Source organism: Rhodospirillales bacterium (genome assembly GCA_014323865.1).
Taxonomy (GTDB): domain Bacteria; phylum Pseudomonadota; class Alphaproteobacteria; order SP197; family SP197; genus SP197.
This window is the reverse complement of record JACONG010000016.1, coordinates 245488-261546: the sequence shown is the minus strand read 5'-3', so window position 1 is coordinate 261546 and position 16059 is coordinate 245488. Positions and strand designations below refer to the sequence as shown.

General features: G+C 67.6%; 10 protein-coding genes. 7 read left to right on the top strand and 3 right to left on the bottom strand.

Annotation, left to right across the window (positions count from 1 at the left end; genetic code table 11):
- Positions 1 to 161: 161 nt before the first annotated feature.
- The 3 genes from GDA49_10115 to GDA49_10105 form a co-directional block, all read right to left on the bottom strand.
- On the bottom strand, positions 162 to 1475 hold the full coding sequence (locus GDA49_10115) for a PAS domain-containing protein (protein MBC6440741.1): 1314 nt from the start codon (positions 1473 to 1475) through the stop codon (positions 162 to 164).
- A 116-nt stretch (positions 1476 to 1591) separates the two neighbouring features.
- On the bottom strand, positions 1592 to 3850 hold the full coding sequence (locus GDA49_10110) for an NADP-dependent malic enzyme (protein MBC6440740.1): 2259 nt from the start codon (positions 3848 to 3850) through the stop codon (positions 1592 to 1594).
- Positions 3851 to 4069: 219 nt separating this feature from the next.
- A complete protein-coding gene (locus GDA49_10105) occupies positions 4070 to 4741 on the bottom strand; it encodes a DUF1826 domain-containing protein (protein MBC6440739.1) in 672 nt (223 codons plus the stop codon).
- Positions 4742 to 4816: 75 nt separating this feature from the next.
- On the opposite strand from GDA49_10105, the gene GDA49_10100 reads away from it, so the two are divergent.
- From GDA49_10100 to GDA49_10070, 7 genes are all read left to right on the top strand, one after another.
- Positions 4817 to 5863, top strand: a complete 1047-nt coding sequence (locus tag GDA49_10100) for a GTP-binding protein (GenBank protein ID MBC6440738.1) — start codon at positions 4817 to 4819, stop codon at positions 5861 to 5863.
- Positions 5864 to 5988: 125 nt separating this feature from the next.
- Entirely contained in the window at positions 5989 to 6636 is a 648-nt protein-coding gene (locus tag GDA49_10095; GenBank protein ID MBC6440737.1) for a hypothetical protein, read from the top strand.
- A gap of 11 nt (positions 6637 to 6647) precedes the next feature.
- Positions 6648 to 7715, top strand: coding sequence for a low-specificity L-threonine aldolase (gene ltaE / locus GDA49_10090; GenBank protein MBC6440736.1), 1068 nt, complete (start codon positions 6648 to 6650; stop codon positions 7713 to 7715).
- A gap of 163 nt (positions 7716 to 7878) precedes the next feature.
- Positions 7879 to 10494, top strand: a complete 2616-nt coding sequence (gene mutS / locus GDA49_10085) for a DNA mismatch repair protein MutS (protein ID MBC6440735.1) — start codon at positions 7879 to 7881, stop codon at positions 10492 to 10494.
- Positions 10495 to 10770: 276 nt separating this feature from the next.
- Positions 10771 to 13521: a [protein-PII] uridylyltransferase gene (locus GDA49_10080; protein ID MBC6440734.1), complete on the top strand. Its 2751-nt coding sequence runs from the start codon at positions 10771 to 10773 to the stop codon at positions 13519 to 13521.
- Positions 13522 to 13712: 191 nt separating this feature from the next.
- Entirely contained in the window at positions 13713 to 14516 is an 804-nt protein-coding gene (locus GDA49_10075) for a gamma-glutamyl-gamma-aminobutyrate hydrolase family protein (GenBank protein MBC6440733.1), read from the top strand.
- Positions 14517 to 14519: 3 nt separating this feature from the next.
- Positions 14520 to 15866 (top strand): glutamine synthetase, encoded by a 1347-nt coding sequence (locus GDA49_10070; protein ID MBC6440732.1) that lies wholly within the window; start codon positions 14520 to 14522, stop codon positions 15864 to 15866.
- The last annotated feature ends 193 nt before the right edge of the window (positions 15867 to 16059 follow it).

Sequence of the window (16059 nt, the reverse complement as noted above, 5' to 3'; positions counted from 1 at the left end):
TTGCGCACGCAACCTGCGAACGCCATTTCAACGCATTACTGCGCGAATGTGACAGTTGGATGACTGCCTTGTGGATGACTGGCCTTGAAACCGCTGGGGATGATCAAAAGGCGGGGAAATCTGCGGAGTCCGGATGTCCAGACGAATCCGGGCGCTCTCGATCAGTCCGCCCGGCCCGGCAGCCAGACGGTAAAGGTCGATCCCTCGCTGACCCGGCTTTCGATATGGAGCGCGCCGCGGTGGCGATTGAGCACATGCTTGACGATCGCAAGACCGAGACCCGTGCCGCCCATCTCGCGGCTGCGTGCCGTATCGATACGATAGAACCGTTCGGTCAGGCGCGGGATGTGGTGGGTCTCGATGCCATCGCCGCGATCGCGCACGGCGACCCGCACCAGGGGGCCGCGCGCGATGCGCAGGTCATCGGGCAGACGCGTCGGCCGGCCGGCCGTGACCTCGACATCGGTTCCCCGGCGCCCGTATTTGATCGCGTTCGAGACCAGATTGTAGATCACCTGCTCGAGTTCCCCCTCGTCGCCCCGGATGTCGGGCAGACCGGTCTCGACGTTCAGAATCACTGCCATGTCCTTCTCGTCGGCATCGAACTGGAGCGAGGTCTGCAGGCGTTCGAGCAGGCCGGCGAGATCGACATGACCGGTCGGCCGGGTGTGCTCCTTGAGCTCGATGCGCGACAGCGTGAGCAGGTCGCCGACCAGCCGCGCCATGCGCCGGCCCTGGTCGTCCATCATCTCGAGAAACCGCTCGGTCGCCTCCGCGTCCTCGCGGGCCGGCCCGCGCAGGGTCTCGATGCAGCCGATCAGCGTGGCGAGCGGCGAACGGATCTCGTGGCTGGCATTGGCCACGAAGTCGACGCGCATCTGCTCGGTGCGTCGGATCGCGGTGATGTCGTGGAACATGGCCATGACCGCCGGGCCGCCGTTGGCGCCGACGGGAAGCGGCGCGACATCGACGGCGAAGAGACGCTCGACCCGGCCGGCCTGCAACGTGACCTCGATGCTCGACCCGGCATCGCCCCCGAGCACCCGATCGACCGCGCCATCGAGCGCCGGATCGCGCAACACCCGGGAGAGATCCCGTCCGATCGCACGTTCGCCGAACAGGCTCCGCGCCGCGCGGTTGAGACGCACGATCCGCCGGTCGCGCGCCATCAGCAGCAGCGGATCGGGCAAGGTATCGAGCATCCGGCCGGTCTCGGCCGTCAGATGATCGATCCGCTCGTCGCGAACCCGCATGATGTCGTGGGTGCCCGACGCCAGGACACCGAGCGCGTGGCTCGCCGGACCGGGCATGAAGGACGGCGGTTCCGGCGTGTTGCTGGCCTCGTGATCCATCAGCCAGCGCCCGAGATCCTGCAGGTTCCGGGCGAGGGGATAGAGGAGCACCGATGTCGAGGCCGCCATCACTGCGATCCCGCCCAGCGCGACCGCAGGCGCGATCCAGCCGAGCGCAGTCATGATGACAAAGACGCCGGCCTCCGCGCCGACCAGAGGAAGCGCAAGCCGCAGGCCGATCCGATTGACCGCCCTGCGCGCGGTAACGCCCCCGCCGAGACCGTCGGCCTGCGCCACGGTCAGTCCGGAAGGTCGATGGCGGCGAGCGCAGCCATGTTGAGGAGATCGTTCACGGTGGCACCGAGCCGGACGATCTGGACCGGCTTCTCAAGCCCCAGCAGGATCGGCCCGATGACGTGCGCGCCCTCCATCGCCTCGACCAGCTTGTAGGAGATGTTGGCGGCATGGAGGTTGGGCATGATCAGGACATTCGCCGTGCCGCTCAGTCGGGTGAACGGATAGTATTGCAGGAACTCGGGGTCGAGCGCCGTGTCAGGTGCCATCTCGCCGTCGACCTCGAAGTCGACACCGCGTGTCCAAAGGATGTCGAGCGCGCCGCGAAGATGCGCCGTCTGCCGGGCGCCGCGGCCGCCGAAGTTCGAGAACGACATCAGGGCGACGCGCGGTTCCAGTCCGAAGGAGCGCACCTTGTGGGCGGCCTGCACGGCGATGTCGGCAATCTCCCCGGCGTCCGGTGCCTCGTTGATCGTCGAATCGGCCACGAACAGCGTGTGGCTCCCGGTCACCAGCATCGTCATGCCGAAGACGATGTGGCCGTCACGAGGGTTCAGCACGCGCCGGACGTTCGACAGCGCACCGGCATAGGAGCGCGTGACGCCTGTGACCATGGCATCGGCATCGCCGGCTGCCAGCATGGCGGCAGCGAAGATGTTGCGGTCCAGGCTGATCCAGCGCTGGCAATCGCGCACCAGCGCGCCGCGACGCTGCATCTTGGCGTAGACAAGCTCGACATAGCGGTTGCGGTCGTCGACCTCGGCGGCGTTGGCAATCCCGATTCCGTCCCGGCTCACGCCGAGCGCCTCCATGCGCTCGAGGATCGGCGCTTCGCGGCCGACCAGAACGGGATGACCGAGACCCTGGTCGCGCCACAGGGCCGCGGCGCGGATGGTCTTCTCTTCCTCGCCCTCGGCGAAGACGATACGGGCCTGCCTGGCGCGGGCGCTCTCGAACACGTCGTACATGCGGCCGGCGACCGGCGACAGCCGGCCTGAGAGCTGGGCGCGGTAGTCCTCCATGTCGCCGATCGGCCGGCGGGCGACGCCCGTGTCCATGGCAGCCCTGGCAACTGCCGGGGGCACCCGGCTGATCAGCCGGGGATCGAACGGCTTGGGGATGATGTAGTCGGGACCGAAGCGCAGAAAACCGGCTGTGTAGGCCGAGGCGACCTCGTCGGGCACGTCCTCGCGGGCGAGCGCGGCGATGGCTTCGGCCGCGGCAATTTTCATGGCGTCGTTGATCGTCGTCGCCCGGACGTCGAGCGCGCCACGGAAGATGTAGGGGAAGCCCAGGACGTTGTTGACCTGGTTCGGATAGTCGGACCGGCCGGTGGCGACAATCGCATCGTCGCGCACCGCTATCGCATCCTCGGGCGTGATCTCCGGGTCCGGGTTCGCCATGGCGAAGATGATCGGATTATCGGCCATCGAGGCGACCATCTCCCGGGTCACCGCATCCTTGACCGAGACGCCGAGAAAGATGTCGCAATCGACCATGGCATCTTCCAGCGTCCGGGCGTCGGTCTCGATCGCATGGGCCGACTTCCACTGGTTCATGCCGGTCTCGCGGCCCTGATAGACGACGCCCCTGGAGTCGCAGAGCACCGCGTTGTCGTGCGGCAGACCGCGCGCCTTGATGAGCTCCAGGCAGGCGATGCCCGCAGCGCCGGCACCGTTGCAGACCACCTTGCAGTCGCGGAGATCCTTGCCGGCGATCCCGAGTGCGTTGATCACGCCGGCAAGGCAGATGATGGCCGTGCCGTGCTGATCGTCATGGAAGATCGGGATGTCGACCAGCTCGCGCAGGCGCTGCTCGATGATGAAACACTCCGGTGCCTTGATGTCCTCGAGGTTCACGCCGCCGAATGTCGGGCTGATCAGGCGAACGGTCTGGACGATCTCGTCGACGTCCTCGCTGTCGATCTCGATGTCGATGCCGTCGATGTCGGCGAAGCGCTTGAAGAGCACCGCCTTGCCTTCCATGACCGGCTTGGCGCCGAGCGCACCCAGGTTGCCCAGGCCCAGCACCGCCGTGCCATTGGAGACGATGGCAACGATGTTGCCGCGCGAGGTGTAGTTGAAGACAAGGCCGGGATCGCGATGGATCTCCAGGCATGGAGCCGCAACGCCCGGCGAATAGGCGAGCGAAAGATCGCGTGCCGTGTCGAGCGGCTTGGTGGGCGCGATGGCGAGCTTGCCGGGCCGCCCCTCCGCATGGAAACGCAAGGCTTCGGCGTCGCTCACCCTGACCTGATCGGACATTCTCTTGTTCTCGCGGTGTGTCTGACGCGCAGGGTAGACCCGCCGTGCGCGCCGTCAAAGGCAAACGCACGCCCTTGCGATCACGCCGCGCCCCGCAGCGAGACCGGCGCCCTGACTAGAGCGGATCGTACTTGGTTGGAACTGCCTGCGGTTCCAACCAAGTGCGTGAATCCGCTCTGCATCTAAAGACTCAAAGCATCTTCACCCGTTGAGATTGATTCAATCTGAACCGGTGAAGATGCTCTGGAAGGGCGTGGAGAGGCAGAGCAGCAGGCGCGAAATCCCCATCCCGGTGATCGGCGGCGAGCGATGGACCACGCCGACGTCCCCGGCCGCCGATCCTCGAAACAGGGCGACGGTTCCATGCTCCACGACGTGCAGCGGGCCATCGTAGTCGGCCTGCCGGTTCAGAGCGTCCGCCGCATGGTCCTGTGGCACCAGTTCTGTGCCGGGCCCACGATAGGTCGCGATCAGCCGAAGGGGCATGCGGTCGCGATGGAAACGCTTGCAGGCGTCATGATGAATGGCTGCGAGCCGCAGATCGACCTCTGCGAGGCCGGCCACGCGGCAGAACCGACCCGCCAGACCGGCGATATCCTGCGCCAGCATTCGGACCGGATCGTCACCATCATGGCCGGCCTCCCGGCAGGCGGCTCGGACGCGTGCGGCGACCTCGTTCGGTGCCACCACCTCATGGGTTACCGGAAGCTGTCCGGCCGGCAGAGCCCGGATCCACGCGTCGAGTTCGGGCGGCACTGGACGGTGCCAGAGCGCGAGGTCGATCGTGTCGTCGACGATGTCGTTGAGTACGTCGGGCGAGTCCGCGGGAACGAACGCCCCAGCGTCATCCGTCGTGGTGCTCGACAGCTCGATTCTGTTATGCAGCAACATTGGCGCTCCTGAATGGGATCAACGGACACGTCGTCATGTTATAATGTTCCAGATCACGTCAAGGAGCCCAGTCCCATGTCCCTGGTTCCCGTCACTGTCCTCACAGGCTTCCTCGGAGCCGGCAAGTCGACACTGCTCCAGCACATCCTCAAGCAGCCCGGCTTCGTCCGTACGGCGGTGATCGTCAACGAGTTCGGCGAGATCGGGATCGACGGCGCACTTCTCATGAAGGAGGAGGAGCAGCTCGTCGCCATGACCTCGGGTTGCCTGTGCTGCACCATCCGCGGCGACATCCGCGCCACCCTCGCCGACCTGCTGCGGCGACGCGCCAACGGTGACGTACCACCCTTCGAACGGATCGTCGTGGAGACCACCGGGCTGGCCGATCCGGCGCCGGTCATTCACACGTTGATGTCCGACCCGATGCTGGCCGGCGACTGCGCACTGGGTGGCGTGGTGACCGTTGTCGATACCGTCCACGGTGCCGATACGCTGAACCGCCATACAGAAAGCGTGAAGCAGGTTGCTGTGGCCGACCGGCTCGTGCTGAGCAAGACGGAACTGGCCAGGAACCCCGCTTCCCGCCGTCAGCTGGACGCGCTGCGGACGACCCTGCGCCGGCTCAACCCGGCAGCGCCCATCCTGGAGCGTCATGCAGCGGACTTCTCATGCGAGCGCCTGTTCGACACGGCGCTCTACGACCCGCTGACGAAGTCGACCGACGTGCGCCGCTGGCTCCAGGCCGAAGCCTACGAACAGGATGACCACGATCACGGCCATCGCCACCACGACATCAACAGGCATGGTGCGGACATCGAAGCGTTCTGCCTGACGCTCGATGAGCCGATGGACCCGGTCCACTTCACGACTGCGTTCGAGCTGCTCGCCGGACACCAGGGTGACGACCTGTTGCGCGTGAAGGGCATCGTCCACCTGTCCGACACGCCCGGGCAGCCCATGGTCTTTCACGGCGTGCAGCACATCTTCAACACGCCCGTGCGCCTGCCCGCATGGCCCGACGACGACCGCCGTTCCCGTCTGGTCTTCATCACCCGCGGCATCAGGCGCCAGACGATCGCGGACTATCTGGCGGCCTGGGGCGGACGCATCGCTGAGGCCTGAAGCGGCGGAGGACCGCAACGCCGGCAATCGATCCACCGTTCCGGGTGTCGCAGCAGTCGCCACGTCTTGCGGCGGGGCCAAAACCTCGGCACCGTGAGCCGGTTTCGATGGTTCCGGAGATACCCATGGACACGGCCCCCGCCACCGATCCCGATGCCCTTTCGATCCGCACCCGGATGGCTTCGCCGCCCGGGACGGAGTCGGTCGCCGGCTTCGTGCCCGGCCCCGGCATCGAGCGGCTCGACCTGCGTTTCCACATTGCCGCGCTGAGGACCGCGCTGGAGGAGGCGCTGGCCATCGAAACCTGGCACGGCGAGAGCTTTCGCGCGCTACCCCTGACACGCCGACCTGGCGACGACAGCGTCAGCGCCAACGATCTTTCGGGTCGCTACTGGATGCGCGCCGACGACCGCTATGTCGAGGAGCCGTTCGAGGACATCGTGGACGAAGCCGGGTTCAGCGAGTTCGTGCCGGCCTTCCGCGGCACCTACTTCGAGCATGTGCACGCCGAGCTCGCCAAACGCTTCACGATCGGGCGCATGCGTGTGCTGGCCAAAGATATCCACACCTGCAATTCCTGGCACCGGGACCCCGAACCCAGGCTCCACATACCCATCGTCACCAATCCCGGATCGCTGTTCATCGTGAACCACCACGTCACCCATCTGCCGGCCGACGGGTCGGTCTATTTCACCGACACGCGCGGCTACCATACAGCGCTGAACGGCGGTGGCGACGTGAGGGTTCACATCGTGGCCGCCCTGGTCGGCTGACCGAGACTGCCATGACAGACGCCTATCCCGCCCCCGGCACCGAACCGGTCCGCAACACAGCCGGCACGATCGACCTGCGCAGCGACACGGTCACCAGGCCCGACGCCGCAATGCGCCAGGCGATGGCCGAGGCCGAGGTCGGCGACGACGTCTACGGCGACGATCCCGGCGTCAATGCGCTGGAAGCGCACGTCGCCGGCATGATGGGCAAGGAGGCCGCGGTCTTCTGCACCTCGGGCACCCAGAGCAACCTCGCGGCCATGCTGTCGCACTGTCGGCGCGGCGACGAACTGATCGCCGGGACGGGCTATCACGTGCTCGCGGCCGAGGCCGGCGGCAGCGCGGCGCTGGGTGGCATCGTGCACTGCGCCCTGCCGCCGGGTGCGGACGGCGGGCTTGAACCCGACGACATCGAGGCCGCGATCAAACCCGACGACATGCACTATCCCATCTCGCGCCTGCTCTGCCTTGAGAACACCATGGGCGGCAAGGTGCAGGCCGGGCATCGGCTGGCGGACGCCGCAGCGGTCGCGCGCCGCCATGGCCTTGCGGTCCATCTCGACGGCGCCCGCATGATGAACGCGGTCACGGTGCTCGGCGGCACCCCGTCCGATCTGGCGCAGTACGCCGACACGGTCTCGCTCTGCCTCTCGAAGGGTCTTGGCGCACCCTGCGGCACCGTTCTTTCTGGGCCGGCCGACGTGATCGCACGGGCGCGCCGCCAGCGGAAACTGCTCGGCGGCGCGATGCGCCAGGCCGGCGTGCTGGCCGCTGCCGGCCTGCATGCGCTCAACAACAACGTGGCGCGGCTGGCCGACGACCACGCCAACGCACGGCGCCTTGCCGAGGGGCTGGCGACGCTGCCCGGCTTCACGGTCGATCCCGATGCCTGCCAGACGAACATGGTCTTCGTCACGCTGCCCGAAGAGAGCTGGGGGAGCATTCTGGCGCGGGTTGCCGACGCCGGTGTCACGACGGCCCGGCACAGCCGGCACCTGCGTCTGGTGTGCCACAAGGACGTCGACGCCGGCGACATCGACCGCACGCTGGAGGCTTTTCAACAGGCCGCGCAGTCGTAAGCCGAACCATGCGGACAGATATGGTAGGTTCCGACTCAGGAACGTGACCCCGGCAGGAACCGCAAACGTGTCAGACGACACCGGCACAGCCATGCGCGACAGTCCACCGCAGGATGACGCGGCGCAGAAGGGCGCACGCGCGGAGTCCGGTCAGGTGACGCCGATGATGGCGCAGTACTGGCAGATCAAGCGGGAGAACCCGCAGACGCTGCTGTTTTTCCGCATGGGCGATTTCTACGAGCTCTTCTTCGACGACGCCATGCACGCCGCGGGCGCGCTCGACATCGCGCTGACCGAGCGCGGCAAACATCTGGGCGAGAACGTGCCGATGTGCGGCGTTCCCGTGCACGCCGCCGAGACCTATCTGGAGCGCCTGATCCGGGCCGGCTTCAAGGTCGCCATCTGCGAGCAGATGGAGGACCCGGCCGAGGCCAGGAAGCGCGGTGCCAGGTCGGTCGTGAAACGGGACGTCACCCGCATCGTGACGCCCGGCACGATCACCGAGGACACGCTGCTCGATGCCCGCCGGTCGAACCATCTGGCGGCCCTGGCCCGGGCGCAGGACGAGATGGCGCTCAGCTGGATCGAGATGTCGACCGGCGCCTTCGCCGTCGAGCCCGTGACGGCGGCCGGTCTTCCGACCCTGCTGGAACGGGTCGCGCCGGCCGAACTGGTGCTCTCGGAGACCCTGTTCGACGACCCCGATCTTCACGAGACGCTGACGCCCTGGCGCGAACGGCTCTCACCCGAAGCCGCGGCACGCTTCGACAGCCGGGCCGGCGAACGCCGCCTGAAGGCGCTCTTCGGCGTTGCCTCGCTCGATGCCTTCGGATCGTTCGGGCGCGTCGAACTGGCCGCCATGGGCGGGCTGGTTGCCTATGTCGAGCTGACCCAGAAGGGCAAGGTGCCGCGCCTGGCACCGCCCCACCGCCAGGCCGCGGGCGAGACCATGGCGATCGACGCCGCGACCCGGCGCAACCTGGAGCTGACGCAGGCGCTCGACGGCAGCCGCAAGGCCAGCCTCCTGGGCGTCATGGACCGCACGGTGACCGGAGCGGGAGCACGCCTGCTGGGCCATCGGCTGGCCGCGCCGCTGACCGATCCCGAGGCGATCGGTCGCAGGCTCGATGCAGTCGCCGCGCTGGCCGACGACCGCACCCTGCGCGAGAACCTGCGTGCGGCGCTGGCCACAGTGCCCGATCTGGAGCGTGCGCTCGGCCGGCTTGCCCTGGGCCGCGGCGGTCCGCGCGACCTCGTTGCGATCCGCGAGGGCCTGAAGGCCGGCGACGCCCTGGCTGCCCGGCTGCGCGACGTCGAGGGCCTGCCGGACGAACTTGCCCGCGCTGTCACGGGCCTTGGCACCACGCCGGGGCCGGTCGATCACCTCGACCGCGCGCTGATCGACGAGCCGCCGCCGATCGCCCGCGATGGCGGTTTCGTGCGCGCGGGCTATCGTGACGAACTCGATGAAGCCAGAACGCTGCGCGACGACAGCCGTCGCCATATCGCCGCACTGCAGTCGCGTTATCAGGAATCCACGGGCGTCAGCGCACTCAAGGTGCGGCACAACAACATGCTCGGCTACTACGTCGAGACCGCCCAGGCGCATGCCGGGAAGCTCGATCGCGAGACCTTCATCCATCGCCAGACCATGGCAAACGCCATGCGCTTCACCACCGTGGAGCTGGGCGAGCTGGAGTCCGGGATCGCACGCGCCGCCGACCATGCCACGGCGCAGGAACTCGCGATCTTCGAGACGCTGCTCGCCGAGGTCCTCGCGGCCGACCGGGAGATTGCAGCGGCTGCCGCCGCGCTGGCCGTGATCGATGTTGCGGCGGGCCTTGCCGAACTGGCGGTCGAGAGGGATTACGCCCGCCCCCAGGTGACCTGCGATCGCGGCGTCACCATCACCCAGGGTCGCCACCCGGTGGTCGAGGCCCTCGCCGACCCGGCCAGGGGCCAGGCTTTCGTCGCCAACGACTGCCGTCTGGAGGACGAGGCCCGGCTGTGGCTGCTGACCGGCCCCAACATGGCGGGCAAGTCGACCTTCCTGCGCCAGAACGCCCTGATCGCGGTGATGGCGCAGACGGGCAGCTTCGTGCCCGCGCAGGCCGCCCGGATCGGCGTGGTCGACCGGCTGTTCAGCCGGGTCGGTGCGGCCGACGATCTGGCGCGCGGACGCTCGACCTTCATGGTCGAGATGGTCGAGACCGCCGCGATCCTGAACCAGGCAACCGATCGTTCGCTTGTCATCCTCGACGAGATCGGCCGCGGCACCGCGACCTTCGACGGTCTCTCGCTCGCCTGGGCGACGCTGGAGCACCTGCACGAGACCAACCGCTGCCGCGCGCTCTTCGCGACGCATTATCACGAGCTCACCGCACTGGCCGCACGGCTCGACGCGCTCAGGCCCTACACCATGCGTGTGAAGGAATGGCAGGACGACATCGTCTTTCTCTATGAGGTCGGACAGGGTGCTGCAGACCGCAGCTACGGCATCCACGTCGCCCGGCTCGCCGGCCTGCCCCAGGCCGTCATTCATCGCGCCGAAGAGGTGCTGCAGACCATCGAGTCCGGTGAGCAGGGCAGCACCCTCGTCCGCCTGGCCGACGACCTGCCCCTCTTCCAGGCCGCCCGGACGGTGCCCGCGCCGACGGCCGGTCCGCCATCGGGCCCGTCGCCCCTGGAACTTGCCCTCGACGATGTCAGACCCGACGAGCTGACACCGCGCCAGGCGCTGGAGCTGATCTACCGTTTGAAGGATCTCCATGACGGCTGAGGCACCGAACCGTACCCGCCGCCCTGTGGTGCCCCAGCCCTCATGGCACAGTCCTTGCCAGGTCCCGCGCGTCAGTGGGGCCGAAAGGATGCCAAACGGTGCCAGAGCGGGTTCACCCGTTCAGATTGATTAAATCTGAACGGGATATGCTCTGGAAGACGGGGTGCGGGCCCGGTTTGTCTCATGTCTGGGTTCGCGAACGGCGACGTCGATCCCGGAACCGATGCGACGCCGGATGACCGGCAAGAAGGCAAGCGCCCGATCCATGGCTGATCCATGACCAGACGCCCCCTCATTCCCAAAGCCGGCACCATCGTCAGCCGCCGTGCGCTCGACGAGGCGCTTGCCGCACGCGATCGCAACGACGGGCCGGGTGCGCTTGCCGTGCTGCGCGAGACGCTCGGGAGCGGGCGCGAGGAAATCCACCGCAGGCTCGATGCCAACGCGCCCGGGATGGAGTTGACCGCGGGCATGAGCCTCCTGATGGACGAGATCATCAAGGCGCTGATGCGGCATGTGAGCGAACGCATGGCACCGAACGCCAACCGGCTCAAGGGCGAGCGCATCGCGGTGATCGCCGTGGGCGGCTACGGCCGGGCGGAACTGGCACCGTTCTCCGACATCGATCTCCTGATCCTGCTGCCCTACAAGGCGACGCCGTGGCTCGAGCAGGTCATCGAGCGGGCGCTCTATCTGCTGTGGGATCTGGGCCTCAAGGTCGGCCATGCGGTGCGCGGCATCGACGACACGATTCGCCGTGCCCGGGACGACATGACGATCCGCACGGCCATCCTGGAGGCGCGCTTCCTGTGGGGCGACCGCAGCCTCTACCGCACGCTGGAGCGGCGTCTCGGACGCGACATCGTTGCGGGCTCGGGCCCGGAGTTCGTGCGCGCCAAGCTTGAGGACCGCGACAACCGCCACCTCAGGCTCGGCGACTCCCGCTATGTGCTCGAACCCGACGTGAAGGAGGGCAAGGGCGGCCTGCGCGATCTCCACACGCTCTACTGGATCGCGAAGTATCTCTACCGGGTGAAACGGGTCTCGGAACTGACCGGGATCGGCGTGCTGACGAAGGCGGAGCTGGCACGCTTCCGCCGCGCATCCGATTTCCTGACCCGGGTGCGCTGCCACCTCCATGTCATCGGCGGGCGGGCCGAGGAACGGCTGACCTTCGACCTTCAGACCGAGATCGCCCAGCGCATGGGGTTCTCGGGAAGCCGCAGCCAGCGCGCGGTCGAACGGTTCATGAGACGTTACTTCCTGGTCGCCAAGGACGTCGGCGACCTCACGCGCATCTTCGGCGCGGCGATCGAGGACAGCCAGGTCGGTCCCGGACGGCGGCCACGCTATGGCATCCGGCGTGACGAGATCGAGGGCTTTCCCGTCGACGGCGGCCGCATCACCGTGCCCAGCCGCCAGCACTTCACCGAGAACCCGCGCGATCTGATCCGCATGTTCCACGTCGCCCAGACCGAGGGCGTCGATCTGCATCCCCGTGCGCTCTGGCTGATGACCCAGAACGTGCGGCTGGTCGATGCCGGCCTGCGCGCCGATCCGGAAGCCAATCGCCTGTTCATGGAGATCCTGACCGCGCGCGAGCGACCCGATGCCGCGCTGCGCGCGATGAACGAGGCCGGCGTGATGGGCCGCTTCCTGCCCGACTTCGGGCGCGTTGTCGGGCAGATGCAGCACGACATGTATCACGTCTATACGGTCGACGAGCATTCGATCCGGGCGATCGGCGTGCTCTCGGCCATCGAATATGGCGAGATCGCCGACGAGCTGCCGCTGGCGACCGGGATCTTCCCGAAAATCCTGCAGCGCCGCGTGCTCTACCTCGCCGTCCTGCTGCACGACATTGCCAAGGGACGCGAGGGCGATCATTCGATCCTGGGCGCGGCGGTGGCTGATCGTCTCGGCCCGCGCCTGGGCTTCAGCGACGAGGAGACCGAGACCGTCTCCTGGCTGGTGCGCTACCACCTGCTGATGTCGAACACCGCCTTCCGGCGCGATCTGGCCGACCCGCAGACCATCGAGGACTTCGCCGCGACCGTGCAGTCGGTCGAACGCCTGCGTCTGCTTCTGGTGCTGACGGTGGCGGATATCCGGGCCGTCGGCCCGAAGGTGTGGAACGGCTGGAAGGGCCAGCTGCTGCGCGAGCTCTACTGCCGCGGCGAAGAGGCGCTGTCGGGCGGGCATGGCGATGTCATCGACAAGAAGCTGCGCGTCGCCGCCCTGACCGACGCCGTGCGCCAGGGCCTCGACACCTGGGACCCGCGGGCCGTCGACGTCCACATCGGCCGGCTGGTCGCGCCCTACTGGCTCGCCTTCGACACCCGGTCCCATCTGCGCCACGCCGCCATGATTCGCCAGGCCGAAAGCGACGGGGACGAGGTGTCGTGCGCCGTCGAGACACGGATCGACACCTTCCAGGCCGTGACCGAGGTCACGGTGTTCACGCCCGACCGGCGTGGCCTCTTCGCCCGGCTCGCCGGTGCCATCGCGGTGGCCGGTGCCAGCATTGTCGATGCACGCATCTTCACCACTCTGGACGGCATGGCGCTCGATACCTTCCGGGTCCAGGACGGGCAGAGCCGAGCCTTCGACGAGGACCGCCGCCTCGATCGGCTGCGCGACACGATCCGGCGCACGGTGCGCGGCGAGATCGATCTCGAGGCCGAGGCGGCCGGGCGACGCGCGCGCTGGCAGCGCGGGCCACGGCTCGAGGTCCGGCAGCGCGTGCTGATCGACAACAACGCCTCGACCAAACACACCCTGGTCGAGGTCACCGCGCGCGACCGCCCGGGCCTGCTGTTCGATCTCGCCAACGCGATCACCGAGGCCGGGCTGTCGATCGTGACGGCGCGTGTGGCGACCTATGGCGAACGCGCGGTCGACGCGTTCTATCTGCGCAACAACTTCGGTCTCAGGATCACCAGCACGGCCCAGCTCGACGGTCTGCGCGAGGCCCTGCTTGCCGTGGTCGCGAACGACCCGCTCGACCTCTCCGGTGCCGCGGAGTGAACGCTGCGGCGGCGAGACCGCGCGGAAGGCCGCGATCGTGCGCGCGCCGACGCTCCGGGTGCGCTATCCCGCCCCCGCCCCCAATGCGTGAACCCGCGTGAATCCGCTCTTCCCGTTGAGATTGATTCAATCTGAACGGGATATGCTCTAGTTTGTCGCTTCCGTTTCGTCCCAAGCCTCTGGTGACCTTCATGACAGACCAAGGTGCCCTGCCGCTCGTCGGCATTCCCTGCGATCTGCGCCAGATCGGCATCCACCCCATGCATGTCGTGGGTGAGAAGTACATCAATGCCGTGGCCCATGGCGCACGCGTGATGCCCATGCTGATGCCATGCTTCGGCGCGGGTGCCGATCTGGAGCCGCTGGAGGATCTCTATCCGGTCGACGACCTGCTCGACCGGGTCGACGGTGTCTTCCTGCCCGGCAGCCCGAGCAATGTGGGCCCGCACCACTACGGCGGCCACGAACCCCGGCCCGACACCCTGCAGGACCCCCAGCGCGATGCGCTGACCCTGCCGATGATCCGGCGCATCGTCGCGCGCGGCATCCCGATGCTGGCGGTCTGTCGCGGCCTCCAGGAGCTCAACGCGGCGCTGGGCGGCACGCTGTTCCAGCATGTCGAGGAGCAACCCGGCCGTTTCGATCACCGGGAGAACAAGGAGGACCCGCGCGAGAGGCAGTACGCGCCGGTCCACGATATCGCCGTCACCGAGGGCGGCGTGCTGCACCGGATCACGGGGCTCATCTCCTACAGGATCAACTCGATCCACGGGCAGGGGATCGACCGGCCTGCCGATGCGGTCGATGTGGAAGCCATCGCCCCCGACGGCCAGATCGAGGCGGTCAGCGTACGCGGTGCGCCGACGCTGCAACTCGGCGTGCAGTGGCATCCCGAATGGCGCTTCCGCGAACGGGCGCCCGATGCCGCGCTGTTCGAGGCTTTCGGCGAGGCCTGCCGGGCCCATCGTTCCGGCACCGCGGCAAAGGTCGCCTGAACCATGTCGATCGATCCCGAAGCCTGGCTGCGCGAACACCGCATCGACGAAATCGAATGCATGGTGTCGGACCTCACCGGCATGCCGCGCGGCAAGATCCTGCCGCGCGACCGTTTCCTGCGTTCGCTCACCGACAAGTCGCTCAGGATGCCGGGCGACGTCTTCTACCAGACCGTCACCGGCGGTTACCCGGATCCGTTCCCGGGCGACGAGACATCGCCCGACATGATCCTGCATCCCGATGTCGAGACCCTGCGCAAGGTGCCGTGGTACGACGATCCGACCGCCCAGGTGATGTGCCACGCGACCTGGCGCGACGGCTCCGATGTCGAGACCTCGCCGCGCGGCGTGCTGCAGCGCGTGCTCGATCTCTACACTGCGAAAGGTCTGGCACCGGTTGTCGCGCCCGAGCTTGAGTTTTATCTCGTCGCCAGGAATGTCGATCCCGACTACCCGCTCGAGGCCCCGGTCGGCCGCTCGGGCCGCCCCGAGGCGGGCCGCCAGGCCTACGGTATCGATGCTGCCAACGAGTTCGACCACGTGGTCGACGACATCTACGACTTCTGCGAGGCGGCACGCGTCGACCTCGACACGCTGATCCACGAGGCGGGCCCCGCCCAGCTTGAGGTCAACTTCAACCACGGCGATCCCATGGCGCTGGCCGACATGGCGCTGGTCTTCAAGCGGGTCTGCCGCGAGGCCGCGCTGCGCCACGATGTCTACTGCACCTTCATGGCGAAGCCCATCGAGGGCGAGGCCGGCAGCGCCATGCACATCCACCAGTCGGTGGTGAAGACAGGATCGGGCGAGAACATCTTTGCCGACAGGACGGGCGAGGACACCGATGTTTTCCGCCACTACATCGGCGGCCTGCAGAAGTTCCTGCCGTCGGCCATGCCGCTTTTCGCGCCCAATGTGAACAGCTACCGCCGCCTGCGCGCTGACAGCGACGCGCCGATCAACACCCACTGGGGCTTCGAAAACCGCACCGCGGGTCTGCGCGTGCCCGAAAGTGACCGGCGCGGGCGGCGGATCGAGAACAGGGTGCCCGGTGTCGACGTCAATCCCTATCTCGCCATGGCCGGTACGCTCGCCTGCGGCTACCTCGGCATGGAGATGAGGATCGACCCCAACAGGCAGATGGAGAGCAACGCCTATCTGCTGAAGAGCCACGGACTGCCGCGCCACCTGCCCGACGCACTCCAGCGTCTGCATCGCTGCAAGGAGCTGCGCGGCATCATGGGCGATGCCTTCGTCGACCTCGTGGTCGCAGTGAAACAGGCCGAGCACGACGAATACCAGGACGTCATCAGCCCCTGGGAACGGGAGCACCTGCTGCTCAACGTGTGAGGCCTCCATGACCGGGGCGATGCCGTTGACCAGCGCCGTTGACCGGCGGCAGCCGATCCACCGCGCAGCCGGGCGCACCCTGCCCGATGCCCAGGGTGCGCAAGAAACCGCGGCGTTCCTGCGATGACGATCCGCTCCAGCCCTATCGCACCGACATGGAGCTTCCGGATTGCCCCCGACGCATCATCAACCT

Coding starts and splice junctions, on each gene's coding strand:
- GDA49_10115 (MBC6440741.1), bottom strand. CDS start 1,475: ATGACTGCGCTCGGCTGGATCGCGCCTGCGGTCGCGCTGGGCGGGATC.
- GDA49_10110 (MBC6440740.1), bottom strand. CDS start 3,850: ATGTCCGATCAGGTCAGGGTGAGCGACGCCGAAGCCTTGCGTTTCCAT.
- GDA49_10105 (MBC6440739.1), bottom strand. CDS start 4,741: ATGTTGCTGCATAACAGAATCGAGCTGTCGAGCACCACGACGGATGAC.
- GDA49_10100 (MBC6440738.1), top strand. CDS start 4,817: ATGTCCCTGGTTCCCGTCACTGTCCTCACAGGCTTCCTCGGAGCCGGC.
- GDA49_10095 (MBC6440737.1), top strand. CDS start 5,989: ATGGACACGGCCCCCGCCACCGATCCCGATGCCCTTTCGATCCGCACC.
- ltaE (MBC6440736.1), top strand. CDS start 6,648: ATGACAGACGCCTATCCCGCCCCCGGCACCGAACCGGTCCGCAACACA.
- mutS (MBC6440735.1), top strand. CDS start 7,879: ATGATGGCGCAGTACTGGCAGATCAAGCGGGAGAACCCGCAGACGCTG.
- GDA49_10080 (MBC6440734.1), top strand. CDS start 10,771: ATGACCAGACGCCCCCTCATTCCCAAAGCCGGCACCATCGTCAGCCGC.
- GDA49_10075 (MBC6440733.1), top strand. CDS start 13,713: ATGACAGACCAAGGTGCCCTGCCGCTCGTCGGCATTCCCTGCGATCTG.
- GDA49_10070 (MBC6440732.1), top strand. CDS start 14,520: ATGTCGATCGATCCCGAAGCCTGGCTGCGCGAACACCGCATCGACGAA.